We start from the raw sequence: 24408 nt of genomic DNA, 5'->3' as shown, positions 1-24408 counted from the left end.
TCAGACCGGCTGCGGTTCGAGGTCCCGGTTGATGCGTCGCCATGCCCGGGCCGCCTCCGTGATCGGATGCTCGACGCCCAGCTGTTTGGCGGCCGACGCCAGAATCTCGGCACGCAGCCGCTGCCCCTCCTCCTCCCGGCCTGCCGCACGCAGCGTGATCGCGAGATTGGACCGGCACGCCAGTACGTCCGGATGATCCGGCCCGTAGCGCTGCAACAGGCCTTCGAGAGCGGTCCGTTCCCACATCTCCGCGCGGTCCTGCTGCCCCAGGTCGCCATAGGCGTTGGCGAGGTTGATCGCGGTGCACAGGGTGAAGGGATGGCGCGGCCCCAGTGTCCGTTCCAGCGCCGTGCGGACTCCTTCGCCCGCTTCCGCCGCCTGCGCCGCGTCGCCCAGGCCGCGCTGATAGATGGTCACGTTGTTCCGGCAGGCCAGGGTGAAGGGGTGGTCCTCGCCCAGCGTGTCCCGGTACCCCTGAAGGATCTGGCCCGCAAGGTCCAGGGCCGCCTGTTTGTCGCCGACCGCCGAATAGTCGGCGGCCAGATTGAGGCCGCATGCCAGGGCGTCGGGCACCTTCGTTCCGTATCGCTCCCGGTAGCGGTTGTACGTCTCCTCCGTGATGCGTTTCGCCTCGTGCGGGTAGCCGGCCTTGCGCAGCGAGACCGCGAGGCTCTTGGCCGTACGCAGCACCTCGGGCACATCCGCGTTCAGCACCCGCTCGAATGCGGCCACCACCTCGCGCAGGACCTGCACCGAGGACCGGTACTCGCCGGTCTCCCTGAGGTCACGGGCGAGATGCCCTTTGGTGGTCAGGGTGAACGGGTGTTCCTCCCCGAGCAGGGCGCTGCGGCGCTCCACCGTTTCCTCGTCCAGTCGGCGCGCTCGCTCGCTGTCGCCGGTCAACCGGTAGTCGATCGCCAGGTTGTTGGCGGCGATGAGCGTCCGCGGGTGATTCTCGCCGAAGATCTGCCGTAGTCCGTGGTAGATCCGCAGGTCGCGTTCGAGCGCCTCGTCGAACCTCCCCAGGGCGCGCAGGTCGGCGGCAAGGCTGCCGGTGGTGATCAGAATGCTGGGGTGGTCGTCGTTCGGATGGTCCTCGTGGAGCACCTGGATCTGCCGTTCGAGGGTGTCCTCGTCCATCTCGCGGGCCTCTTGGTACTTGCCCTGTGCGCGCAGCGCGTTGGCAAGCTCGAAGCGGATGTTCAGGGTCTGGAGATCGTTCTCGCCCAGGTCGCGGGTCCAGGTCTGGTTCAGCTGCGAACCCAGGACTCGGGCGCTCTCCAGTTCACCCCGCTTGAGCAGATAGCGGACGCGGTCCACCATCAACTGCCGTACGTTCTCCTCATCGCAGTCGGCGATGCCGGACGCGCCCAAGTGGGGCCAGATCAGTTCGAAACTCGGCCAGCTCTTGGGGTCGTTGACCGGGTTGTCGCTGTCCACTCCTTCCGCGGGCCTGGCCTCCGCGAGAATGCGGTGCACCTCGTGCATGGCCTTCTCCCGCTCGTCCGGGGAGAGTTCGGCCCGGACCGCGGCCTGGACGAGCCGGTGGACCTGGATGCTGCTGTCCGCCGGGTCCACCTTGGCCAGGGCGAATCTGTTCAGCGTCTGGATGACCTTGCCCAGCATGTACCGTTCCCGCAGGTCGGGGTCGTAGGGAAGGAGCGACTGGAACATGGAGTCGCTGCCGATCAGACGCATCGATATCGGCTCGGCGGAGAAGAACGAGCACATTTCAAGGAGCCGTACCGCCGCCCTCGACTCCTCGCGCAGCCGATTGATGGAGATCTTCCAGGTCGCGCCGATCTGCTGCGAGTAGTCCTCGGGCGTGCCCAGCGAAAGAACCTTGGTGCTCTGCTCCTTCAGCTGCTCCACATACGAGTCCACGGGTGTGGCCGTCTCCGCGAGCCAGGCGCCCGCCACCTCCACCGCGAGCGGGAGGTCACCCACGGCCTCGGCCACCAGGTCGGCGTCCCGGGCCGGCAGCTTCGACACCCGGCGGCGCAGATGCTCCACACTCTCCGGGCGGGTGAAGACCTCCACCTCCATCGCCTCCAGCCTGGTCGACACCGGCTTGTTGCGGCAGGTGGCGAGAACGTGGCCGTACACATCGTTGGGGATGGGAGCGGTGTCGTCGGGCAGCAGATTCAGTGCTTGATCAAGATCATCCACATTGTCGAAGATCAATAACCACCGCGAGTACGGAACCCCGCGCCGTAACGCCTGCATCGCCGCCTGTGCCGCCTCGGCGAACACGTCGCCGGCCCGCAGATCCAGCTCGGCCGCCAGATCTGCCAGCGACGACACCACCTGGTCGGGCTGTTCCGCCTCCACCCACCAGACCAGGTCGTAGTCGGACCGGAACCGGTGCGCGTACTCCCGGGCCACCTGCGTCTTGCCCACGCCGCCTAGTCCGTACAGGACCTGAGGGAAGCGCTGGGCGGAGTGCGTGTCGCCGCGCAACTGGTCCCGCAGCCGGTCGAGTACGGAGGTGCGGCCGGTGAACCAGGCGTGGCGCGGCCGTACGTTCCAGACCTTGGGAACGGCGCCGGGGTAACGCGCCCCACCGGTCGCGGCCACCGGGGAAGCGGCCGACTCCCCACGGTCCAGCGCGGACAGCACCGCGGCCGCCGCGTCGGCCTCGTCGAGACGCATCAGGTCGACGACACCGCGGCTGGAGATGGGCAGGCTCAGCCGTACGTCGCCGACGCGCACCGGGACCAGCTGACGCCGGGCGCCCGAGGCGTCGAGGCTCATGAACGACTCCCACAGGTTCCCGGCCCTGCGGGAGCTGAGGAAGGCCTGCGAGACGACGGGGAGCACCCGGTAGGCCCCGCCCGCGGCGAGTTCCGTTTCGATCCTGGCCAGTTGGGCCGTACGGACGTCGACCGGAAGCACATGGAAGCCGGCGCGGGTGAGCACCGACTCCAGCCAGTCGGCCCACATCTGGTCCTCTGCCACATAGGTCAGCACCACATTCGACGGCGGGGCCGGCCGTCGCCGCGTATAGGCCATCACATGCGTGAGCCGTTCCGCCTCGTCGATCGGCGGCAGTGTGCTCACCTGACCGTCGGTGAGCACGGAGGTGAGCCGTTCGCAGGCGGTGAGCATTGAACTCGAGATGTTCGGCGCGTCTCCGAAGGTCGCCAGGATCTCCTCATAGGCGTAGAACGGGCGGTACGGAATCTCCACCGATCCCCAGTAGTTGGTCAGTTCCTCCCCGCTCAGACCGGCGGGAAGTCCGGGGAAGCGTTCCCGGGCCAGCGCACGTCCAGCGTCCGCCTTCTCCTTCTCGCCGTCGTCTATCCGCATCGGCACGGGCAGGATGCGGATGCGCTTGTCGTGGAACCGCTCCTCGATGTCGCGTGCCACGGCCGAGGCGCCGTCGATGCTCTGGTCGCTGAGCGTGAAGCAGACCACCAGGACCTGAGGCATCTGGACCGTGCAGATATCGGCGATGTCGCTGAGTCCGGTCCGACTGTCGATCAAGGTGTAGTCGTAGTGCCGTCGCATGTCGCCGCGCATCGCGTCGAAGAACTGCCCGCCGCCGAAACGCTCGTAGAAGTCGTCCCAGTCCATCCTTCCGACGGTCGACGAATAGTCGCGGTTGCGTCGGCCGGCGGAGAGGAAGTCAAGGCTGCCGCCGTGCGGAAACGCCCAGTTGAGCGACGTGGCATGCGGCCTGACCCGGGCATAGTCGCGGTGCCAGTCCGGTTCGCGTTCCGCCGCCCGCCGGGCCTCCTCCTGATATTCGGTGATCAGATTGATCAGCCCCGGAGTGGCCTCCAGATCGGAAAGGTCGAGGAACGGATGGAAGAAGCGGTGCAGTCCGGGTGCTTCAAGATCCCAGTCGACGGCCAGCACCCGGTGGCCGTTGGCCGCCAGTATCCAGGCGACATTGGCCAGCGCCATGGTGCGGCCCGTGCCACCCTTGTACGAATAAAAGGTGACAATGGTCCCTTCGCGGTTCTCTGTCACAACGATCCCTCCCCCTTGTCGGCGTTGCCCTCTGTCTGGTCCGCGTCACGGGTGGTGGATGCCGGCCCGCCGGAGACGGGGTTGCCGGAAGCCGGGTCTCCTGAGGCCGGAACTCGGGAGGCCGGGACGCCTGCGCCGTAGCCGACCCCGGACGGAAGCACTCGCGGGATCGCAGCGCTGGGCCCTTGTGGCGGATAGGTGCGTGCATGGGCCGCGTAGTGTTTCTCGGCGGCCTTGACCGCGCCCGGCAGTTCCTGGCTGAAGACCTCCAGTGTGGGGAGACCGCCGCTCGGCGACCGATGGCCGCCGCTCTCCTCCTGCCTCGGAGCCAGTGACTCATCGATGGCCGTGCGCAACTCGTCCTCGCGCAGCTGGGATTCGGGGTCCTCGCGATTCCAGGGGATCATGACGCTGATCCACGGCCGGCTCTCGGCACACAGCCGCCGCAGCAGCTCTTTGCGGTGCGGGGCTTCGAGCGCCCAGCGGTCGAGCAGCAGCAGTCCCGGTGCCTGTGGCGCGCCGGCAGCCAGCAGGCGCTCGACATCGGCCTCGAACTCCCCGACGCGCACCCGGTAGTCAAGGTTCCGGACGAGGTCGACGGCGTGGTCGGCGAGCGGCCTGGACGATTTCGGGTGGTACGGATTCCAGTCGCGCGGGCGTGGGCCGTAGCAGTCTGCGCCACGGCCCTCGGGTAAGTCGGACTGGGCACAGGCGAGTACGGAGACATCGATCTCCCGTGCGGGACCGGGCGGCCCGAACGCGCTGGGCATCGCCCCGTAGTCCTGGTGCGGGTCGCCTTCCGCGATGCGGGTCTGCTCCGCCACACTGACGATCCGCTTCGCCAGCAGATACACCGCGCGCTCGTACTGGTCCCGCAGATATCTGAGCTTGATCAGTCCGTAGAACCCCTCGCCGGCGTAGTCGTCGCCGAAGGTGGCGTGGTTGAACTGCAGCCGCTCGGCAGGCTGCGGCAGCTGCTTCGCAGGCACCGGCACCCAGAGCGCGGGGACTATCCCGCTCACCGTGCTGCCATTGCCGCGCGCCTGGTGGTGCACCGCCCGCTTGGAGAAGACAAACCATTCCCTGCCGCACTGCTCGCTCAGGAAATAGCGCGGCGAGTAGAGCGGCACAAAGACCCTGCAGCGCGCCAGCGCCTCGGAAAGCCGCTCTTGCCAGCCGTCCCCGGGCTGCATCTGCTGATCCATGAATCCCGCCGGTACTCCGGCCGGCAGCGAGGTCAGCTGCAGCACGTGGGCGCACAGATCGCGATAGAACCTCTCCACCCAGATGTTCGGGTCTTTGTCCTTCGGATGATTCTTGGGCGTATGCGCATAGCTGAGGAAAAAGTATGGTTCTGGCCCATCTCCCCCCGCCTCCATGGATCCAAGCACCAACGTCTCCCCCGGTTCAGCTGGATGGAGCCTCAGTGTAGGAAACGTCGATTACTCGGCGGAACAGCGCGAACACGCCTGATAATTGAGCTAGTTGATCGAATTCCGGGCCTGCCAGTCGGCGCGATGCCGTGCAGCCGCGCTCGTGGCCTTGGACAACGCCGCAGACGAGACGGGCTCGACCGACCATCCGTGCGCCGTGCTCGCCATCCCCGCCACGAACCGTTCGCCCAGTTCCGTCAGCGCGCCGGACCCGGCCAGCACATCGATCGCCTCGGTGGTCTGCTGACGCCAGCGTGCGAACTGCGCCTCCGCCGTCCGCGCCGCTTCGCCCTCCGCGTCCAGCCGCCGCACCCGCCAGAAGTCCGTCACCGCGATATGCGCGTACGTGCCCTGGATCAGACCCGCCAGCGGCCGCGGATCCCTGCGCCAGGGCGCGTAGAACGTGCGACAGTCCGCGGGGTCGTACAGGTCGTGCGTATCCAGGACCGCACCCAGTTTCACATGCTGAAACTCATGGATGATGAGCAGCGCCAGCTGATCGGGCGAGTCGGGCCGCGCCGCGCCGATCGCCCCGAAGGCCTCCTTGGACGCGGCACTGACCTCGCCGTCGTCCGGAGCGTGCAGCGGCGTGATGACTCGCAGACCGGCGGTCAAACCGGGTGCGTACACCGGCAGTTGACGACAGATCAGTGACCAGGCCGCCGTCAGGTCCGCCGCCCACCCCTTGGCCTCTCCGGCGGACAGCCGCCCCGCGACCGGCCACTGATGGGAGTCGCGCAGCGGGTCGGTGTCCTCCAACGCCACGGCCCAGTTCGGCAGTTCCACGACGCGTACGGGCTGCCAGTGCGGGGTGAGCCCGTCCATCCCTTCGTCCCAGCCGATCCGCAGCACCCGGCCCGCGGCCCGTACGGTGAAGTCATCGGCACCTGCGGCCACTTCGGCGTATCCGGCGTCGGCGGAGAGGGCCACGGCGCCCAGGCCCGGCAGCCTCAGCAGTCCGTCACGCACGGGAACGACGACGGTGCCCGCCTTCCGCGCCCGCAACGCCCCGGCGGCAGCGAGTTCCGCGAGCCCCGGGGCGATGGTCGCCGGTGCGCGGCCCTCCAGGATGCGCAGCGCCCAGGGCCGCGTGTACGGATGGCCCACCACCGAGTCCAGCGCTTCGGGGTGCTCCCCGTCCAGCTCGCTCAGCAGCTCCCAGGCCGCGGCCGCAATGCTGTCGTCCCGCGCGACGCGCTCGCTCACCGCGCGAAGCAGTTCACGGTTGAGTTCGAGCTGGGCCGCCGCCATCCGGGCCACGGTTTCCGCGCTGCCGAACCCCGCTGCCAGCTCGTCGAGTTCAGCGAGTTCCGCCAGCGGCACAGCGGCCACGGGCCGGGATGGTGCGGAAGTTTCGCTGTCTCGGATATTCATGATCAGTTCCATCAGGTCCGGGCAGAACACGGAAGGGTTGTCGAAGCCGTTGCCCGTCCGGTAGCGGTGGGCATAGAGGCCGCCGCCGCAGGAGGTGACCACCGGGCAGCTGCGGCACTGTTCGCTCAGCTCCTCGACTCCCCCCTGGCGGGCGAGCATTCCGGGGTGCTCAAGCACCTCGTCCAGGGAGTTCGCGATGACATCCATGCCGGTGACAGGCGCGCCGTCGTAAGCAGTTTTGAGCGAATCGGCCTGCTCGAACGAGCCGTCGGTCTCGATCACCACGAGATCGGCAGGAGCCAGGCCCATCGACTCGGTCAGGCTGCTCCGGCCATGCAGTGTGCGCAGTACGGAGTCGAAGGTACGCACCGGGACCGGTCGTCCCGTACCGTCCCAGCGGCGGTAGATGACATCGAGCCAGTCGGCATAGGGCGTGGCCGATCCGGCGGGACGGGGCGGTGGCACGTCCCAGGTCGCATGGGGCAGCAGAAAATCGATGCGTGGAGGATCAAGAGCGAGCAGTGCGTCGTACACCGCGACGGGATCGTTCTCGATGTCGATGGTGCAGAGCAGTCCCGCGAACAACGGCCGGTACTGGGGCCGGTTGAGCAGCTCCACCGCCCGCAGCACCTGCGGGTGGCTGCTCCTTCCGTCCGCGTAGCGGCGATGACGGTCGTTCGCCGCCTTGTCACCGTCGAGCGAGACACCGACTTTGATGTCCAGTTCGGCAAAGAGATCACAGAAGCGTTCGTCGAGCAGGACGCCATTGGTGTGGATGCGAAGATCCAGCGCACACACACCGGCTAACGCGCGGTTCAGCTCCGCTGCGGCTTTTCGCAGTCGAATCGGCCCCGCCAGCAATGGTTCTCCGCCATGTAATACGACGTGGACCATGGAAAGCCCGTGATTCCTGGCGTGCTCCCCAATACGGTCCGCCGTCTTTTCCATGATCTTTTCCGACATTGCCCTGGGCCGACCACGCCAGCTCGAATCTGCGTGCTCATAGACGTAACAGTGATCGCAGGCGAGATCGCAGCGGCTGTGCACCTTCAGCACAAACTGACTCAGTGATGGCAGTGGCCGGTCCATGGCCGGGGTCTGTCCGGTCACTCAGACCGACGACTGAAAGGCAGCAACAACCAACGGACTCGGCCGATCACTGGTCGACAGCAGACGACTGACCGACGCGGGCAGGTCCCCACCGGTCTGAGCGGCAGGCCGTTTGGCCAATGGCACCCTGTGGGTAGCCTGGCCACGGGGTGCTGGCCCGGGCCTGCCGACAGCGGAGACAAGAGCAGTGTCCATTGAGCGCCTTTCGGTTGTACGGACGACTCATGGCAGCGGAGATGCAGCCACGACTCTCCCTATGATGAACGAATCCAGCGATTCGGACATTTCGTCACGACATACGCCTCCCCCGCGTCAACGGGAAAACTGCCGCAAAAGTTCTGGGAGTACCCAGTCAGGCCATACTTTCGAGAGGCCATCCGGGTGACGCATACCCTATTTTGCCGCCACGCGTCCGCGCCACATTCAAGAGGCGGTCAAGCCGCCGAAATTCCAAGTCCTGCCAGGACGACGGCGCCCGGTAGCCCGGCGAAGGCCTTGCCGGGCACGATGAGCTTTCCCCGCCGTCGCCCGCTCCCGATCAGCACCCACTCCATGTCGACCACCCGCGAGTCGATCAACAGCGGCCAGTCGGCAGGCAGCCCAATGGGTGTGATGCCGCCGTACTCCATGCCGGTCTCGCCGGTCGCGGCGTCCATCGAGGCGAACGACGCCTTGCGCGCCGCCAGTTGCTTACGGACGACACCATTGACGTCGACACGTGTGCTGGACAGGACGAGGCATGCGGCGAGCGTGGACTCGGCGCCCCGCTTGCCCGCCACGACGACGCAGTTCGCCGACTGCTCGAGCAGCCCCTGCCCGTAGTGCTCCACGAAGACCGCGGTGTCCGCGATCTCCGGATCGGTGTCGACGTGGATCAGCTGCTCGACAGGGATGTCGCCGCTCCAGGCGCGCACGGCGTCGGCGACCGGGCGCACGAGCAGGTCGAGGCAGTCGACGGCGGGCCGGGCGTCGGTGAAGTTTCCGATGGGTGCGCGCATGCGCGTCACGCTAACAGCGCCGTTCCGACGGACGGTTGACCGTCTCGGAGTACGGGCGACGGCACGACCGGATCAGCGTACGGACGGGATCAGCGTACGGGTGGGATGGAAACCGCCATCGTCATCTCGACCGTCTCCTCGCCGTCGTTGCGATAGGCGTGCGCCACATTCGCCTCGAAGGTCGCCGAGGTCCCGGCCGGCATGGCGTGCGCCTCACCGTCGACGACGAGGGTGAGCTCGCCCGCAGTGACATGAAGCAGCTCGATCGTGCCGTCGGGGTGCGGGTCGGACTCGCTCCGGTCGCCGGGCATCAGCCGCCACGACCACATTTCGAGGGGCCCGCGGCCCTCGGTGCCGACCAGCAGCGTGGTGAAGCTGCCGGTCGAGGTGGACCACATGCGTACGGCCTGCTCGGGGGGCACGACGCGGACCTGCGGACCCTGCTCGTAGTCGAGGAGCGTGGTGATGCTGACGCCGAGGGCGTCGGCGAGCTTCACCGTGGTCCCGACGCTCGGATTCGTACGCGCCTGCTCGATCTGGATGATCATGCCGCGACTGACCCCGGAACGGGCGGCGAGAGCGTCGAGCGTGAGCCCCCGTTCGCCGCGCCAGCGCTTGAGATTGCGGGCGAGCGACTGCGTGAGCTGGTCGAGGTCCGACACATTCCGTCCAATATTCTGGATGACAGAGTCCAATACAGTGCACTACGGTGTGGTGCACTCAAACGTTCACTGCACTGTACTGCGAGGCTCCCCATGACCGCACTGTTCGCCCTGGCCACCAGCCTCCTGTGGGGGCTGGCCGACTTCGGCGGCGGACTGCTGACGCGACGTGCGCCGGCCCTCACGGTCGTTGTCGCCTCGCAGTCGATCGCGGTGGTCGTCCTCGGCTCGATCGTCGTGGCCACCGGCGGCTGGCAGGAGGCGGGACCCCAGCTCTGGTACGCAGTCGCGGCGGGCGCCGTCGGCCCGGTGGCAATGCTCTCCTTCTACAAGGCCCTCGCCCTCGGCCCGATGGGTGTCGTCTCACCGCTGGGCTCACTGGGTGTCGCCGTGCCCATCGGCGTCGGCCTGCTCATCGGCGAGCGGCCCGGGCTGCTGCAGTTCGCGGGCATCGCGGTGGCCGTGGCCGGCATCGTCCTTGCGGGCGGGCCCGAGCTGCGGGGCGCGCCCGTGCAGCGTCAGGCGATCCTTCTGACCCTCCTCGCCGCCTTCGGCTTCGGCGCGGTCATGAGCCTGATCGCCGAGGCCTCGACGACCATCACCGGGCTCTTCCTCGCGCTCTTCGTACAGCGCGTCACCAATGTGGCGGTCGGCGGCGCGGCTTTGTACGTCTCGGTGCGGCGCGGCGGGCGGGCGCTGCCCGAGGACGGCGGGATGCGGATCATCCTGTCCTCGCTCCCGGCGCTCGCCTTCGTCGGCCTCGCGGATGTCGCGGCCAACGGCACGTACTCCATCGCCGCGCAGCACGGTCCGGTCACCGTCGCCGCCGTACTCGCCAACCTCTACCCCGTAGTGACGGTGCTTGCCGCGCTCGTACTCCTCAAGGAGCGGCTGCGCCTGGTCCAGGCGACGGGCGCGGGGCTCGCCCTGGTGGGCACGGTGCTGCTGGCCGGCGGTTAGGGCCTGTCCGGGTCCAACTCCGCCAGCGCCAGCAGCTGTTCGGGCGTGACGCCCTCTGGAATGGGCACCGGCGCCGGCGTACGCAGCGGAGGCTGCCAGCCGCGGACCGGATCCCAGCTCCGTACGACGCGGGCGGGGGCACCGGCCACGACCGAGTGGTCGGGGACCTCTCCCCGTACGACAGCGCCCGCAGCGACCACCACATTGCGGCCCAGCCGCGCGCCGGGCAGGATCACCGCGCCCGTGCCCAGCCAGCAACCAGGGCCGATCTCCACCGGCTCGGTGCGCGGCCACTGCTTGCCGACCGGCTCGTGCGGGTCGTCGTAGCTGTGGTTGGTGGAGGTGATGTAGACGTACGGACCGCAGTACGTGTCCGAGCCGATGGTCACCCTCGTGTCGGCGATGACATGGCTGCCGCGGCCGAGTACGACGCCGTTGCCCAGCGTCAGGATGGGGTCTGCTCCCAGGTCCAGGCCCGGCATCATCCCGGCCGTGAGCGTGACCTGCTCGGCGATGATGCAGTGCTCGCCGAGCTCGATCCATGCCTCGCCGAACACCGTGCCCTGCGGAAAGGCGAGTCGGGTGCCGGAGCCGAGGCGGCGGAAGCGCAACCGTCCGGGGTGCTCGGCGGTGACGGCGCCCGCCTCCTGCACCCAGCGCCAGCCTTGGTGGACCGCGCGCGCGAGGACTCGTCGCCGCCAGCCGGCGAGCGATGAGAACGTGTTTCTGTTCTTCGGCACCCGCACACGGTAGTCGGCCCGACCTGGCCCGATCGCTCGGGCGGGCTGTGATGTTCACCCCACGCCGCGCCGATCACCGGTCGGCGGAATTCTGCCGAATACCACGGTTACCGGCCCGCAGGCAGCCGGTTCGGGCCCAAGTCCTCCGTTCTGTGGGTAGTCGGTCGCATCCGGACTCGCCGGCTCCGGCTCGCGCATAACATGAGCGCCGCATGCGCCCGGACGATCACCGTCAACTCGGTTTCACACCCGCGTATGTGTCGCCGCCACGTGCCGGTCGGCCCGTCTGTTCTTCCCGCACTCGAACAGCGAGGGATCGCGGAAATGCCTGCGCCAGTCGCCCCGAAACCGCACCGGATACGCACATCACGGCCATTACCGCTCGCCGTTCCGGCCGCCTCGCTCGCCACAGCCGCTGCCATCGGAGGCGCGGTGATCGCGGCGGCTCCGCAGGCAGCCCGCAGCTTGGTCGCGGGCACCGTCTCGGCCGCCTGGCTCTGTCTGGCCGTGACAGTGGCCGCCGCCCTGCTCACGACCCGGCGACTGCACGGCGAAGCCGCCACCACCGACGGTGAACTGCGCGCGGCGCACCGCCAGTTGGCCCAGAGGGCCGACGGTCTGGACCGGCTGACGAAGGTGACCCTGCCCGCCGCGGTCGCGCATCTGCGCCGGGGAGCGTCGGCCGAGACCGTACTCGCCGAACTGGAACGCCCCTCCGAGGCGCGGCTGCGGGCGCTGCTGGAGGCGGCGGTACGGGAGCTCGCCACCAGTGAGCGTCGTGCGGCGGCCGCCCAGGTCGCGAGCGCCAAGGCGCTGAGCCGGGTGCAGGCAAAAGCCGTAAGCATGCTCGCCGATCTGCGCGAGATGCAGGATCGTCACAGCGAAGAGGTGTTCGGGGATCTCCTCCGGCTCGACCACAACACCTCGCAGCTGGGACTGCTGACCGACCGTCTCGCCCTGCTGATGGGGGGCCGGGCGAGCCGGGCGTGGAACAAGCCGATCGGCATGGAGAGCATTCTGCGCGGCGCGGTGGGCCGGATCGCCGCCTATCAGCGGGTGCGGCTGCACTCGTCCAGCACCGCCGCGGTCGCCGGGTTCGCCGCCGAGGGCGTGATGCACCTGCTGGCCGAGCTGATGGACAACGCCGCGAACTTCTCACCGCCGATCGACGAGGTCCACGTCTATGTCGAGGAGCGCACCGGGGGTCTCGTCGTCACCGTCGAGGACAGCGGTCTGAAGATGGCCGACGCCGCCCTGCGGCGCGCCGAGGAGGCCGTCTCCGGGCGGGTCACGGACCTTGCCGCGCTGCAGGGCACCCGGCTGGGCCTGGTCGTGGTCGGCCGGCTGGCCGCCAAGTACCGCATGAGCGTCAACTTCCGGCCCTCGTCACGCGGCGGCACAGGTGTCGTGGTGCTGTTCCCGCCGCAGTTGCTCGCGCAGCCGCGCAGCACCGTCCCCGAGCCGGTCACCCGGCGGCCGGCCCCGGACCCGCCGGCTCTGGACCCGCCTGCTCTGGACGTATGGGTGCCTGACGTGCCGACCGCCTCCGGAACCGGTTCGGTCCCGCCCGGCCCCACTCCCGGGACCGAGATCCCCTCGCGGGCCGCAGGGCAGGTGGCGACCGCGAACGGGCTGCCGGTGCGGCCGCCGGGACGCACGATGGCCGCCGCCGACCGCGGCCGCCCCGAGCCTGCCGCGCCTGCCGAAGTCGGTGACTCGCCCGCCCGTGATGTCGGCGCCCGGTTCGGCGCCTTCCACCGCTCGCGCAAGGTCGCGGAGCAGTAGGACCCAGACCCCCGCCCGGCGCCCACCGGCGCCCATCCCCGTACGAGAACGTGAGACAAGGAGGCACGGGCCGGTGCCCGGACCTACCGGGCAACACCCGCCCCACGCACACGATGCAGACCACTGACAACAGCCTCACCTGGCTTCTGGAAAGCCTGTTGGAACGCACCCCCGGAACCCGGCACGCGCTGGTGCTCTCGCGCGACGGGCTGAAGCTGTGCTGGAGCGGGCATCTGACGCTCGACCAGGCCGATCAGCTGGCCGCGATCTGTTCCGGCATCCAAGCGCTCGCGCAGGGCGCCTCGATCGAGTTCGGCTACGGCAGCGGCGGCGTACGGCATTCGATGACCGAGTTCCACGGCGGACTGCTGCTCATCGTGGAGGCGGGCGACGGCGCGCATCTGGCGGTGGTGGCCGATGACGCCGCGGATCCCGGCGTGGTCGGCCACCACATGACGGAGTTGGTCGAGCAGATCGGCGAGCATCTGCGGGCGGCGCCGCGTGTGCCGTACCCGCAGAGCCCTCTCTCATGACCCGCCGCCCGGTCGACACGGGTGATCCGGACCGGCTCTACACCGTCACCGGCGGCCGCAGCCGCGCCGACGACGACTCCCTCGACCTGGTGACGCTGATCGTCAGCGAGTGCAATCCGTCGCCGGGCATGCAGTCCGAGCACGTACGGATCCTCGACATGTGCCGCCATCCGGCCGCGGTCGTCGAGATCTCCGCGGAGCTGAAGCTGCCGGTGACGGTGGTACGGATCCTCCTCGGCGATCTCCTCGCGACGGGGCGCATCACCGCACGCCATCCGCAGGACCCCCGCTCCCCAGCCTGCCTGGCCGACTCGACCCTCCTGAAGGAGGTGCTCCATGGACTCCGCAACCTCTGAGCTGCCCGCCCGTACCCCGCTGGGCGACACCGCCGAGACCGGTCTGAAGATCGTCATCGTGGGCGGCTTCGGCGTTGGCAAGACCACCCTGGTCAGGTCGGTCAGCGAGATCCGCCCGCTGAACACCGAAGAGGTGATGACGCAGGCGGGCACAGGCATCGACGAGGCGGCCGGTACGGCCGCCACCAAGACCACCACGACCGTGGCCTTCGACTTCGGCCGGATCAGCCTGAACGACCGCACGGTCCTCTACTTGTTCGGAGCACCGGGGCAGGAACGGTTCTGGTTCCTGTGGGACCGGCTCTTCTCGGGCACGCTCGGCGCCGTCGTCCTGGTCGACACCCGGCGGATGAGCGACTCCTGGTACGCCATCGACCGCCTGGAACACCACAACACGCCGTTCGTGGTCGCGGTCAACCGCTTCGGCGACGATCTGGCCGCCTTCTCGCTCGACGAGATACGCCAGGCCCTGTCGCTGCCCCGGCACATCCCGTTGATCGACTGCGACGCACGGGTCCGCTCGTCCGGCAAGTACGTCCTGATCAGCCTTGTCGACCACCTCCATGAACTGGCCATGGCCCGGGAGATGACACCGTGACCGACCCCACCGGACTGACCGGCCCCACCGCACCGACCGACCCCACCGGACCCGTTCCCGCGCCGCCGGGCTGCCCCGCCCACGCGGGCGCCGTCCCGCTCAGCGGCCTGGAGTACCAGCAGTCGCCGTCCCGGCTGTATCCCTCGATGCGCCAGGAGCACGGCGCGGTCGCACCCATCCTGCTGGACGGCGACATCCCCGCCTGGCTGGTGCTCGGCTATGCGGAGGTCACCTGTGTGACCGGCCACGACGAGCTGTTCGCCCGCGACTCCCGGCGCTGGAACCAGTGGGGCGCCATCCCCGCCGACTGGCCGCTGATGCCGTTCGTCGGTCACCAGCCCTCCGTACTGTTCACGGAAGGGGCCGTGCACCAGCGGCGCGCGGGCGTCATCACCGAGACGCTGGAGGGGGTGGACCAGTTCGAACTGGCCCACTGGTGCAGGCAGATCGCCGAGCAGCTGATCGACTCCTTCGCCGGCAGCGGCCGGGCCGAGCTGATGGCCGCGTACGCGCATGCACTGCCGATGCGGGCGGCCGTCCTGATGTGCGGAATGCCCGCCCGGGGCGCGGACACCGACGATCTGGTGCGGGACCTGCGAATCGCGCTCGACGCCGCCGAGGGCGACGACCCGGTGGCCGCGTTCGGACGGGTCCGGGAACGCATCCAGCGCCTGGTGAAGGACAAGCGTGGCACCCCGGGCCCGGATGTCACATCAAGGATGCTGGCGCATCCGGCCCCTCTCACCGACGAGGAGACCGTGCAGGACCTCGTCTCGATCATCGTCGGCGCCCAGCAGCCGACCGCCAACTGGATCTGCAACACGCTGCGTCTGCTGTTGACCGACGATCGCTTCGCGCTCAATGTGTCCGGCGGTCGCCTCAGTGTCGGCCAGGCTCTGAACGAGGTCCTGTGGCTGGACACCCCGGTGCAGAACTTCATCGGACGCTGGGCGGTGCGCGACACCCTGCTCGGCGGCCGGCAGATCCGGGCGGGCGACTGTCTGGTGCTGGGGCTCGCGGCCGCCAACACCGATCCGCAGATCTGGCCCGAGGGGTATACCGGGGCCGAGAACTGGGCCCACCTGTCCTTCGGCAACGGCGAGCACCGCTGCCCCTATCCGGCACCGTTGCTCGCGGACGTGATCGCGCGTACGGCGGTCGAGACGCTGCTGGAGCAGTTGCCCGATGTGGTGCTTGCGGTGGAGCCCGACGAGCTCAGCTGGCGTCCGTCGATCTGGATGCGTGGCCTGACCTCGCTACCGGTGCGGTTCACGCCGGTTGTGCCGTGACGGTGGGCACACCCTGAGTTGCTGTCCCCGGGGGCCGGGCCCCTCGCGCCTCAACGAGCGGCAGCCACAGCGGTGGGGGTGTGGCGCGGCACTCGCCCGGCCGTCCGGCTCCCCGGGCACAGCACCGACGCGGGCACTCGGGCTGCCGTGGTGGGAGACGGCAACGGTGCGTTCCGCTTTCGGTCCCTGGAAGCTATGACCGCATACCGAGACACGCCTATCCGTGCAAGGGATCTACGGATACGTAAAAAATTCACGTGGGACGGTTTGTCCGGGTCCGGTTGTGGGACTGCCGGGACTGCGCTTCGAGCTTGCGCCTGGCCCGGGAGACATGCTGTTCCACGGTGCGCGGCGACAGGTGCAGGGTGGCCGCGATCTCCCGGTTGGTGAGTCCCGCCGATGCCAGGTCGATGACCTCCTGCTCACGCGGGGAGAGCTGGTCACCGTAGCTGGGGCGGCCGCGAGGGCGCTGTTCGGCCGCGGGCTGGTGGGCACGGAGTGTCGCCCGTACGCGTGCGGCGTCCCATCCCGCGCCCAGGTCACTGAGCTGCTGAACGCAGTTGGCGAGATCCTCCACGGCACCGGCCGCGGATTCGCCGTCCTCCCCGGACTCCAGCACACACCGGGCGGCCGCCTCGGTGGTGAGGATGGCGGCGTACGGCCTGGGCATCTCGACATACGCGGCGGCGGCCTCGCGGAAGTGCGGCACAGCCTTGGCCGGTTCGTCCCCCGCCTCCAGCAGGACGCCACGACACCAGTGGAGTGCGGCCGTGGCGGCGGGCGCCGGATCTCCCCTCAGCCCGCTCTCGAACTCGGCGATCATCTCCTCCGCCGTCTGACGGCGGCCCGCGCGGGCGGTGGCCTCAACGGCCCAGGGCGCGAGTTCCGCCGCCCACACCCAGACACCCTTGGCGCGCAGCCTGTCCCAGGCGTCCGCCGCTTCGGAGGCGGCGGTGTCGAAGTCTCCGCGAGCCAGGGCGGTACGAACCAGCGCGCCGGCGGCAGCGGCCACATGCGGCAGCGGGGAGCCGACGGGCAGCGGATGCCCGTCGCCCGAGAGCCAGGCCGCCATCTGCTGCCATTCGCCCTGGGCCAGGGCGAGGTTGCCGAGCACGATCCTGGCGTCGGCGGCGGGCCCGGGCATGACGCCGGTCTCGGCGACGAAGGCCCGTGCCCGGCCGGACAGACCGGCCCACCGGCCGGTGATCCAGTCGAGCAGCAGGACGCTGCCCCGCCCGTCCTGTTCGACATAGGAGGCTCCGCTGCGGGTCGCCAGGTCCAGCCCCTCCGCCAGCAGTTCCGGAACGCGCTGCAGATGTCCCAGCCACAGGGCGGCGTCCGCCCCGTTCACAAGGCCCCGGGCCACGTGCGGCAGCCGGTCGGTGTGGTCGGTGTCGGTGCGCAGCCGGTCGAGGACGTCCCAGGCCGACGGATCGCCGATCTCCAGCATGACGGCGATGCAGTTGGCCGCGACGGCCGTGCGCACCTCGGCGTCGTCGCTGCGCGCCGCCACCTCCTTGACCCTCTCCAGCCAGTGCAGATTGCGTTCCAGCGGAACCGCGGACATGACGGGCATGGCAAGCGCCGACATGGCACGCGCGGCCAGCGGAGGCCGTTCCGCAAGCTCGTCGACGGCCTGCTCGAGCTCCACCCAGCCCTGCAGCCCCATGCCCGCCTGGTTGTACAGGACGAGCCCCAGGTCGAGCCGGATCTGACCGCGCACGGCAGGGGGCAGCGACTGATCGTCAAGGATCTGCCGCAGCACTTGCACCGTCTGGTCGGTGTGCAGCCCCAGCACCGCACTGTGGGCCAGCAGCGGCGCGAGGCGGGCGCGCACCTCCCGCGGGACGGCGGGATGGGACAGTGCCTGTTCCAGCAGGTCCATCGCCGTCTGGTGTTCGCCGGCTTCGGTGCACTGCAGTGCGGCCCGCTCGACGGCCTTCAGCCAGGCACGGAACTGGCCGCCGCGGTGCCGGTGTGCGGCAAGCCGCGCCCAGGGCACCGGCTGCCGGTTCGCGAGGACGGCGGCCGCGCGACGGTGCATCTCCTGCCGGAGCGGTCCGGGCAGCTCCCGGTACACGGCGGTGCCCGCTAGCGGCGAGGGGAAGGCGTACAGATCCCGGCCGGTCTCCTGCAGTACGGCTCGGCGCAGCGCGGCGACGAGGGCCTGACGGCCGGTGTCGGCGGGCAGCGCGGCCACCGCGTACAGAGCTTCCGCGCTGCTCGGCTCGTCGAGCACCGCCGCCGCGAGGACGACAGCTCGGTGCTCCTGCGGCAGCGCGGCGAGGCGGCCGAGTACCAGCTCGGCCAGCCGTACGGGGGTCCCCGTGACGTCGACGTCCCTGGCTGTGTACCGCTCCTTGGGGCCGCACACGTCCTCCAGCTGGCGCACCAGGTCGACGACGACCTGTGGGACTCCGGCGGAGCGTTCATGGATTCGGGCGACAAGATCCGGGGGGCAGGACTCGGCGCCGAGCCGTTCCTCGACCAGTTGCCGGACCTGGTCGGCGTCCAGCGCTTCGAGGCGTATGCGCAGCAGGGAGAGCCGGGCCGGATAGGTGACGGCGCGGCCCAGCACAAGACCGGGCTGGGCCAGCTCCTCGGGGCGGTAGGAAAGCACGCCGGCGAGGCCGGCGGGCGGGCGCTCGAGGAGACGCCGCAGCAGCTCCTGGCTGTCCGGTTCGGCGCGGTGGACGTCTTCGGCGATCAGCAGCACCGGGCCGTCGGAGTCCAGCAGGGCATCGAGATCCTCGGCGAGGCCGCCGGCGTCCCGGTGGACGCGCGGCGGCAGCGGCTCGTTGCGTACGCGCCCGGCGGTGCGGCCGTTGCCCACGTCGGTACGGGCCGGGTCGTTGCGGGCAGTGCGGACCGGGTGGTGCGCCAGTGCGACGCCGGAGGCGGTGAAGGTCAGCACGATGCGCGGCCAAGGACCGGTCTCCGCAGCCTCGATCAGCCGGTCGACGAGCCGGCTCTTGCCGGTTCCGGCCGGACCCTCGATCAGCAGCAGCGCCGGCTCGCGCGTGGGATGAGCGAGCGTCTGTTTCAGCCAGCGCTCCCAGGCTTGGTCACTGAGCGTACTCACCGCCTCACCCTCCTCGACATTTCCGGGCATTTCATTTCTTTAGGTATCCGTACTTCAGTCTCCCCAATTGCGCCGACAAGGCGTGACCCCGAGCGTAGAGCAGGGCTCGGGCGTCCACCTGAGCGATAAGGAGCCGTCGTGATCGCATCAGAGGAGTCATCCCACAGTCCGTCGTCCGGCCGCGTGCCGCATGGCGGAATCTCGGGTCTGGCCCAGTGTGCGATGTCGGCGACGCCGGAAGCCGCGCGCACGCTGAGACATTTCGCCCGTGCAGTGGCACGCCGGTGGCGCCTGGAGAAGGACTGCCACGACGCGCTCGCCGTGATAGTCACCGAGTTGGTCAGCAACGTGGTGCTGCACAGCGGCAGCCCGTGGGTGGCCGTGGCCATAAAGGTCACGGGCAACACCTTGACGACGGAGGTCAGGGACGGCGGTCAGTGGAAGCACCGCCCGGTGCGGCGGCAGGAGCCCCTGGACGCCCATGCCGACTGCGGCCATGGCCTCTCGATCGTCGACGCCTACGCGACCCGCATCACGACGCTCCGCCTGGAGGCGGGCAGTGTGGTGGCAGCGGAGATCGTGATGCCTCAGATGTCTCGGCGCACCGGAGCCGCGCGGGGCACGGGCGCGCGCCCGACACACTGAAGGGCTGGGTGTCGGGTTCTTCCGGCCCTCTATGTGTCGGGCTCTGGGCCCTCCGGCGCGTCGACCCTGCACGTGAGTCAGCCCTGGCCGTCGGGCTCCGACCCGGCTCAGTCGATCTGGGTCGCCTCGCGGTGACCCTTGGCCAGCTGCAGATACATCGCCGCGTTCAGCTTGATGCCCTCGCGCTCCTCCTCGGTCAGCTCGCGCTTGACCTTGGCGGGTACGCCCGCGACCAGCGAGCCCGGCGGCACACGCATCCCCTGCGGCACGAGGGCCTGCGCCGCGATCAGTGAGCCCGCGCCGATGTGCGCGCCGTTGAGGACGGTGGCGCCCATCCCTACCAGTACGTCGTCCTCGATGGTGCAGCCGTGGATCACGGCATTGTGACCGACCGACACACGCTCACCGACGGTGACCGGGAAGCCCGGGTCGACATGCACCGTGCAGTTGTCCTGGATGTTGGTGTCGGCACCGAGAACGATCGGCCCGCAGTCGGCGCGCAGCACCGTGTGGTACCAGACGCTGGCGCCCGCGGCCATGGTGACGTCGCCGATCACGACGGACGTGGGAGCGGTGAAGGCATCGGGCGCAATGCTCGGCGCCTTGCCGCCCACTGAAGCGATCAGTGCCTCTGCTGCCATCGCCTTGTCCTTTTCTCTGTTCAGCGTCCGGGCGTACGTGCCGGGCCGCTCAGTCGGCGGCCGGCACGGTCTCCGGCTCGGTCGCCGAAGAGGCCTGCGCCTGCGCGGCAGCCTTCTTGGCGCGGCTCTTGAGCACCAGCATCGAGGTGAGCCCGATCAGCACGGCCAGGACGAGACCCAGCCAGGAGAACCGCTTGAGCCATGCCTCGGCGACGACACCGACGGAGTAGATGACAGCGGTGGTGCCGCCCGCCCAGAGGATCCCGCCGAAGACATTGGCGATGAGGAACTTCCAGTACGGCATGCGCAGGACGCCCGCGAGCGGCCCGGCGAAGATGCGCAGCAGGGCGACGAACCGGCCGAAGAAGACGGCCCACATGCCCCACTTCTCGAAGGAGCGCTCGGCCATGGCGATCTGCGCCTCACCGAAGTGCTTGGGGAACTTCCCGCCGAGCCAGGCCAGCAGCGGCCGTCCGCCCTTGCGCCCGATGGCGTACCCGATCGAGTCGCCGATGATCGCGCCCGCGGAGGCGCAGGCGCCGAGGATGTACGGATTGACCTCACCGTGCTGTGAGGCGAGCAGGGCCGAGCTGACGAGGACGATCTCGCCCGGCAGCGGGATGCCGAGGCTCTCAAGGCCGATGACCACCCCCACCAGGAGGTAGATACTGACCGCGGGAACGGTCTCGAGCCACTCCTGGACGTGCAACGCCTGTTCCTCCCGTGTTCACACGGGGCCTGGCCGCCCCGGCGCGCGACCGTGCCGGTGCGCGCCGGGGCAGCCTACCTGGTGACCCGCGATCCCCGCCGTGAGGAGTGGGCCACCTCGGTGGCTCTCAGGCGTTGGGGCGCAGCGTCCAGATGATCCTCATCTCACCGGTCACCGCGCCGTCCGCGCGCTGGATGGCGATCTCGACCGGGAATTCCGGCCGCTCGCCCGCGTCCAGCTCCGCGACCACGTCGGCGATCGGGCGGCCGAGGGTGGCGGTCGCCGTGACCTCGCCCATCGCCAGCTTCTTGTAGCCGATTTCGGCCCTGACAGCGAGCGGCACGGCACGCGCCATCTGGTCGGCGAATGCCGCGATGACGATCGCGCCGCTCGCCGACTCGGCGAGCGTGAACATCGCTCCGGCGTGCGGCCCGCCGACATGGTTGTGGAAGTCGGGCTGGTCCGGCATGCGCAGGACAGCACGCTCTGCGGTGGTCTCCAGGAATTCCAGGTTGAGTGTCCGGGCCATGGGGACCGTGGCGGCGAGCATCTCGCCGACGGACATCTGATCAGCGCTCATGGCGGCGATGTTACCCACCAGTAGCACGCTTGGCCAGCCCTGTGCGGGGGCGGACGTGGCACCTGCGACGCCGCACCTCTATCGTTACTCGCCATGTGGCCAGGACAGCAGCCGCCCGGGGGCGAGCAGAACCCGCAGGACCAGAACCCGTACCAGCAGCCGGGGTACCAGCAGCCGAACCCGTATCAGCAGCCGGGTTACCAACAGCCGGGTTATCAGCAGCCCAACCCGTACCAGCAGCCGACTGTGCCGCAGTACGCCGTGCCCGGGCAGCCGCCCGGTGGGCCCCAACCGCCGCAGGACGACAGGAAGAAGACGACCATCGTCGCGATCGTCGCGGCAACGGCGGTCGTCGCGGCTGCGGTGGTCACCGGCGTCATCGTGCTGAAGGACGATGACAAGGGCGGCACTTCGGACGCGGGCTCCAAGGCCGGCGCCTCGAAAACGCCCGCATCGGACAAGGCGAGCCAGGCGCCCGCGTCGCCGACCGAGAACCCGCGCGGCGGCGACGACGCCAAGCCGGTCATCGCGGGCTGGAAGGTCGTCACCAACCCCAAGCACGGAACGCAGTTCGACGTCCCGCCCGGCTGGGAGGTCGCGGGCTCGGGCGTGAGCACGGGCTTCGAGGACGAGAAGAAGGGCGACGGCTCCCCCGTCATCGCCATGTCGGCGCCGGCGCACTTCAAGAGCAAGTGGTGCACCTTCGACTCCAACAAGGACGGCAAGCTCGAGGACTGGGGCCTGAGCACGACCGGCACCAAGGGCGGCAAGGGCGCGACCGACACCGCCACGGCGGCCTACAACGAGGCCGGCAACTGGGTGTGGGCCGGATACGCCCAGACCGCGCCCAAGGGCACGGTCAAGGTCACCAAGGCCCAGCCGTACACCACCAAGTCCGGGCTCAGCGGCAGCGTCTCGACCGCGACCGCCCTCGGCACCAAGAAGACGAACAAGTGCAGCACCGACGGCAAGTCCATCGCCTTCAGCTTCAAGAACAGCAAGGGTGACTTCGCGAGCTGGGTCCTCTACGCCAACACCGGCATCAAGGACGAGCTCCCGAACGCGACCATCCAGCAGATCCTGAGCACGGTGCGACTGGCGGGAACGCCCTGATCCGACGTACGGAACCTGACGCGCCGCACCGAGCGGATCGTGGCCGCGAAGCCGTCAGCCGATGCTGAAAGCACCGTCGGGCGGCTCGGGTGACGCCACGGCGTCCGCGTCCCGGACCGCCTTCGCATCCCCGATGAGGCGCGCCAGCGCCTGGCCGTGCTCCACCCGCGCCGGAAAGGCGTCGGAGGAGGTGCGACGGGCCAGGGCAGCGGTGTCGATGGGGGCGTGCGAGGCGAGCAGCAGCGCGTTGCCGAAGCGCCGGCCACGCAGTACGGACGGTTCGGCGATCAGCGCAAGCTCCTCGAACACCGAGGCGAACGTGGCGAGTTGGGAGCGGAGGAACGCGAAGGGCGCGCCGTCGGCGAGATTGGCGACATAGATCCCGTCGGGGCGCAGGACGCGTTCCGCCGCGCGTGCGTACTCGACCGAGGTGAGATGCGCGGGCACCCGCGAGCCGCCGAAGACATCGGCGATCAGTACGTCCACCGAGTCGGCGGAGGCCGCTTCGACCCAGGCGCGGGCATCGGCAGCGTGCACCTCGATGCCCGATCCCGTGGGGAGCGGCAGCCGCTCGGCGACCAGCACCAGCAGCCCGCGGTCGGCCTCCACGACATGCTGGCGCGAGCCCGGCCGGGTCGCGGCCACATAGCGGGGCATCGTCAGCGCCCCGCCGCCCAGGTGCAGCAGTTCGAGCGGGTCACCCTCGTCCGCGGCGCAGTCCACGACATGGGCGAGCCGCTGCGCGTACTCGAACTCGAGATGCGTGGGCGCGTCCAGGTCGACATACGACTGGGGCGCGCCGTTCACCGTCAGCAGCCAGGCCCGGTCGCGGTCGACGTCGGGCATCAGCTTGGCGGTGCCGCCGTCGACCTCGCGGATGACGGGTATCTGCTCGTTCACCGTCTCATTGTGCCCACACCGCGGCCACGGCCTCGGCGTGCGCGGCGGCCTGGGCCAGTCCCGCGCGGGCGGCGGGCGCCCGGCGCGCCGGGTCCAGCACATTGCGGCCGAAGGCCTGCTTGGCGGCGGCATCCGGGGTGATGACCTCGACGCGTGCCCCGGCCGCGGCAAGCCGTGAGGCCTGAGCGCGCGGCGAGACGAACACCTTGTTGCCTGAGGCAATGGGCGCGATGACCACGACCTGCTCGTGCCCGGCGGCCAGGTGCGCATTCGCGGTGGAGTGCACTCCCCCATCGATCCACCTGCGGCCCTCGATCGTGACGGGTGGCCACACTCCAGGGACCGCGCAGCTGGCGGCGACGGCGTCGACAATCGCAACGCCGCTCTCCCTGTCGTACGTCCTCAGCTCGCCGGTGACGGCGTCGACCGCGGTGACGAGCAGGCGCCGCTCGGGCCATTCGTGCGAAAGGAGGCGCCCGGCGATCACCTCGCGTCGGGTGGCCTCGTCCTCGGTGTGGGCGGCGAGCGCCATCCGGCCGAGCTTTTGGCCGTACGCCTGGGGGCTGCGGGACGTCAGGATGCCGAGTGTGTACTTCAGCAGCGTCGAAACGCCGAGCCCGGCCGCGATCTCTCCTTCGGGAGCAGCGAGTTGACGCTCGTACAGCTCGGCGAGGCTGAGCTTCCCGGAGGCGAGCTGGGCTGCGACGATCGATCCCGCCGAGCTGCCGACAAGGAGGTCGGCCGTGGTCAGGTCCACTCCGGCCCGGGCCAGTCCGTGCAGAATGCCGATCTCCCAGCCCACACCGGTGATTCCGCCCGCGCCCAGTACAACTGCCGTATCAGCCATGGAATTCAGTCTTGCGCACGGCGGCCGGGGCACGCGAGCCCGGCAGGATCCCCAAGACACCCCTGTGGGCCTGCCTCC

The 24408-nt window shown here is 69.6% G+C and carries 20 protein-coding genes; 8 read left to right on the top strand and 12 right to left on the bottom strand.

Annotated features, from left to right (window positions below; translation table 11 throughout):
• The 5 genes from fxsT to OG729_RS33795 all read right to left on the bottom strand — a co-directional run bounded on the left by fxsT (position 1) and on the right by OG729_RS33795 (position 9552).
• Positions 1–3975: an FxSxx-COOH system tetratricopeptide repeat protein gene (gene fxsT / locus OG729_RS33815; protein ID WP_360870598.1), complete on the bottom strand. Its 3975-nt coding sequence runs from the start codon at positions 3973–3975 to the stop codon at positions 1–3.
• Positions 3972–5354, bottom strand: coding sequence for a TIR-like protein FxsC (locus OG729_RS33810; RefSeq protein ID WP_405811376.1), 1383 nt, complete (start codon positions 5352–5354; stop codon positions 3972–3974). Before OG729_RS33810 ends, fxsT begins: the two co-directional genes overlap by 4 nt.
• Before the next feature lie 102 nt (positions 5355–5456).
• Positions 5457–7871 (bottom strand): FxsB family cyclophane-forming radical SAM/SPASM peptide maturase, encoded by a 2415-nt coding sequence (locus tag OG729_RS33805; RefSeq protein WP_405809714.1) that lies wholly within the window; start codon positions 7869–7871, stop codon positions 5457–5459.
• Between the two features lie 455 nt (positions 7872–8326).
• Positions 8327–8890, bottom strand: a complete 564-nt coding sequence (locus OG729_RS33800; RefSeq protein ID WP_405809713.1) for a YbaK/EbsC family protein — start codon at positions 8888–8890, stop codon at positions 8327–8329.
• Between the two features lie 89 nt (positions 8891–8979).
• The gene (locus OG729_RS33795) at positions 8980–9552 is read right to left on the bottom strand and encodes an XRE family transcriptional regulator (protein ID WP_360870590.1); all 573 of its coding nucleotides are present in this window, start codon (positions 9550–9552) and stop codon (positions 8980–8982) included.
• A 93-nt stretch (positions 9553–9645) separates the two neighbouring features.
• On the opposite strand from OG729_RS33795, the gene OG729_RS33790 reads away from it, so the two are divergent.
• Positions 9646–10512, top strand: coding sequence for an EamA family transporter (locus tag OG729_RS33790; protein WP_405809710.1), 867 nt, complete (start codon positions 9646–9648; stop codon positions 10510–10512).
• Here OG729_RS33790 and OG729_RS33785 read toward each other — a convergent pair.
• Positions 10509–11252, bottom strand: coding sequence for an acyltransferase (locus tag OG729_RS33785; RefSeq protein WP_405809709.1), 744 nt, complete (start codon positions 11250–11252; stop codon positions 10509–10511). The two genes, OG729_RS33790 and OG729_RS33785, sit on opposite strands and share 4 nt — an antisense overlap.
• 324 nt (positions 11253–11576) lie before the next feature.
• Here OG729_RS33785 and OG729_RS33780 point away from each other — a divergent pair, with 324 nt between their 5' ends.
• From OG729_RS33780 to OG729_RS33760, 5 genes are all read left to right on the top strand, one after another.
• Complete coding sequence (locus OG729_RS33780; protein WP_405809707.1) at positions 11577–13037, top strand: sensor histidine kinase; 1461 nt, start codon at positions 11577–11579, stop codon at positions 13035–13037.
• Between the two features lie 113 nt (positions 13038–13150).
• Positions 13151–13570, top strand: coding sequence for a roadblock/LC7 domain-containing protein (locus OG729_RS33775; RefSeq protein ID WP_405809705.1), 420 nt, complete (start codon positions 13151–13153; stop codon positions 13568–13570).
• Positions 13567–13926, top strand: coding sequence for a DUF742 domain-containing protein (locus OG729_RS33770; protein WP_405809703.1), 360 nt, complete (start codon positions 13567–13569; stop codon positions 13924–13926). Before OG729_RS33775 ends, OG729_RS33770 begins: the two co-directional genes overlap by 4 nt.
• Positions 13907–14524 carry a GTP-binding protein gene (locus OG729_RS33765; RefSeq protein ID WP_405809701.1) on the top strand — a complete coding sequence of 206 codons (618 nt, stop codon included), beginning with the start codon at positions 13907–13909 and terminating at the stop codon, positions 14522–14524. Before OG729_RS33770 ends, OG729_RS33765 begins: the two co-directional genes overlap by 20 nt.
• Positions 14525–14538: 14 nt before the next feature.
• On the top strand, positions 14539–15813 hold the full coding sequence (locus tag OG729_RS33760) for a cytochrome P450 (protein WP_405811375.1): 1275 nt from the start codon (positions 14539–14541) through the stop codon (positions 15811–15813).
• A 253-nt stretch (positions 15814–16066) separates the two neighbouring features.
• On the opposite strand, the gene OG729_RS33755 is transcribed toward OG729_RS33760, so the two are convergent.
• Positions 16067–18895: a LuxR C-terminal-related transcriptional regulator gene (locus OG729_RS33755; RefSeq protein WP_405809699.1), complete on the bottom strand. Its 2829-nt coding sequence runs from the start codon at positions 18893–18895 to the stop codon at positions 16067–16069.
• Positions 18896–19033: 138 nt separating this feature from the next.
• Here OG729_RS33755 and OG729_RS33750 point away from each other — a divergent pair, with 138 nt between their 5' ends.
• Entirely contained in the window at positions 19034–19540 is a 507-nt protein-coding gene (locus OG729_RS33750; RefSeq protein ID WP_360870566.1) for an ATP-binding protein, read from the top strand.
• A gap of 107 nt (positions 19541–19647) precedes the next feature.
• Here OG729_RS33750 and OG729_RS33745 read toward each other — a convergent pair whose 3' ends face one another.
• From OG729_RS33745 to OG729_RS33735, 3 genes are all read right to left on the bottom strand, one after another.
• Positions 19648–20181: a gamma carbonic anhydrase family protein gene (locus tag OG729_RS33745; protein ID WP_405809697.1), complete on the bottom strand. Its 534-nt coding sequence runs from the start codon at positions 20179–20181 to the stop codon at positions 19648–19650.
• A gap of 49 nt (positions 20182–20230) precedes the next feature.
• Positions 20231–20890 (bottom strand): DedA family protein, encoded by a 660-nt coding sequence (locus OG729_RS33740; protein WP_360870560.1) that lies wholly within the window; start codon positions 20888–20890, stop codon positions 20231–20233.
• A 127-nt stretch (positions 20891–21017) separates the two neighbouring features.
• Positions 21018–21455, bottom strand: coding sequence for a DUF4442 domain-containing protein (locus tag OG729_RS33735; protein ID WP_360871007.1), 438 nt, complete (start codon positions 21453–21455; stop codon positions 21018–21020).
• 108 nt (positions 21456–21563) lie between these two features.
• Between OG729_RS33735 and OG729_RS33730 the strand changes: the two genes are divergently transcribed.
• A complete protein-coding gene (locus tag OG729_RS33730) occupies positions 21564–22583 on the top strand; it encodes a hypothetical protein (protein ID WP_405809695.1) in 1020 nt (339 codons plus the stop codon).
• Positions 22584–22637: 54 nt separating this feature from the next.
• Here OG729_RS33730 and OG729_RS33725 read toward each other — a convergent pair whose 3' ends face one another.
• Both OG729_RS33725 and OG729_RS33720 read right to left on the bottom strand, forming a co-directional pair.
• Positions 22638–23483 (bottom strand): spermidine synthase, encoded by an 846-nt coding sequence (locus OG729_RS33725; protein WP_405809693.1) that lies wholly within the window; start codon positions 23481–23483, stop codon positions 22638–22640.
• A gap of 4 nt (positions 23484–23487) precedes the next feature.
• Positions 23488–24330: a patatin-like phospholipase family protein gene (locus OG729_RS33720; RefSeq protein WP_405809691.1), complete on the bottom strand. Its 843-nt coding sequence runs from the start codon at positions 24328–24330 to the stop codon at positions 23488–23490.
• Between the last annotated feature and the right edge of the window lie 78 nt (positions 24331–24408).

The sequence above is a fragment of the Streptomyces sp. NBC_00210 genome (assembly GCF_045160975.1).
GTDB lineage: Bacteria > Actinomycetota > Actinomycetes > Streptomycetales > Streptomycetaceae > Streptomyces.
Note: the sequence above shows the minus strand (reverse complement) of the source record. Positions and strands in the feature narration are given on the sequence as shown.

Coding starts and splice junctions, on each gene's coding strand:
- OG729_RS33805 (WP_405809714.1), bottom strand. CDS start 7,871: ATGGACCGGCCACTGCCATCACTGAGTCAGTTTGTGCTGAAGGTGCAC.
- OG729_RS33745 (WP_405809697.1), bottom strand. CDS start 20,181: ATGGCAGCAGAGGCACTGATCGCTTCAGTGGGCGGCAAGGCGCCGAGC.
- OG729_RS33730 (WP_405809695.1), top strand. CDS start 21,564: ATGTGGCCAGGACAGCAGCCGCCCGGGGGCGAGCAGAACCCGCAGGAC.
- OG729_RS33790 (WP_405809710.1), top strand. CDS start 9,646: ATGACCGCACTGTTCGCCCTGGCCACCAGCCTCCTGTGGGGGCTGGCC.
- OG729_RS33800 (WP_405809713.1), bottom strand. CDS start 8,890: ATGCGCGCACCCATCGGAAACTTCACCGACGCCCGGCCCGCCGTCGAC.
- OG729_RS33780 (WP_405809707.1), top strand. CDS start 11,577: ATGCCTGCGCCAGTCGCCCCGAAACCGCACCGGATACGCACATCACGG.
- OG729_RS33765 (WP_405809701.1), top strand. CDS start 13,907: ATGGACTCCGCAACCTCTGAGCTGCCCGCCCGTACCCCGCTGGGCGAC.
- OG729_RS33735 (WP_360871007.1), bottom strand. CDS start 21,455: ATGTCCGTCGGCGAGATGCTCGCCGCCACGGTCCCCATGGCCCGGACA.
- OG729_RS33720 (WP_405809691.1), bottom strand. CDS start 24,330: ATGGCTGATACGGCAGTTGTACTGGGCGCGGGCGGAATCACCGGTGTG.
- OG729_RS33775 (WP_405809705.1), top strand. CDS start 13,151: ATGCAGACCACTGACAACAGCCTCACCTGGCTTCTGGAAAGCCTGTTG.
- OG729_RS33810 (WP_405811376.1), bottom strand. CDS start 5,354: ATGGAGGCGGGGGGAGATGGGCCAGAACCATACTTTTTCCTCAGCTAT.
- OG729_RS33770 (WP_405809703.1), top strand. CDS start 13,567: ATGACCCGCCGCCCGGTCGACACGGGTGATCCGGACCGGCTCTACACC.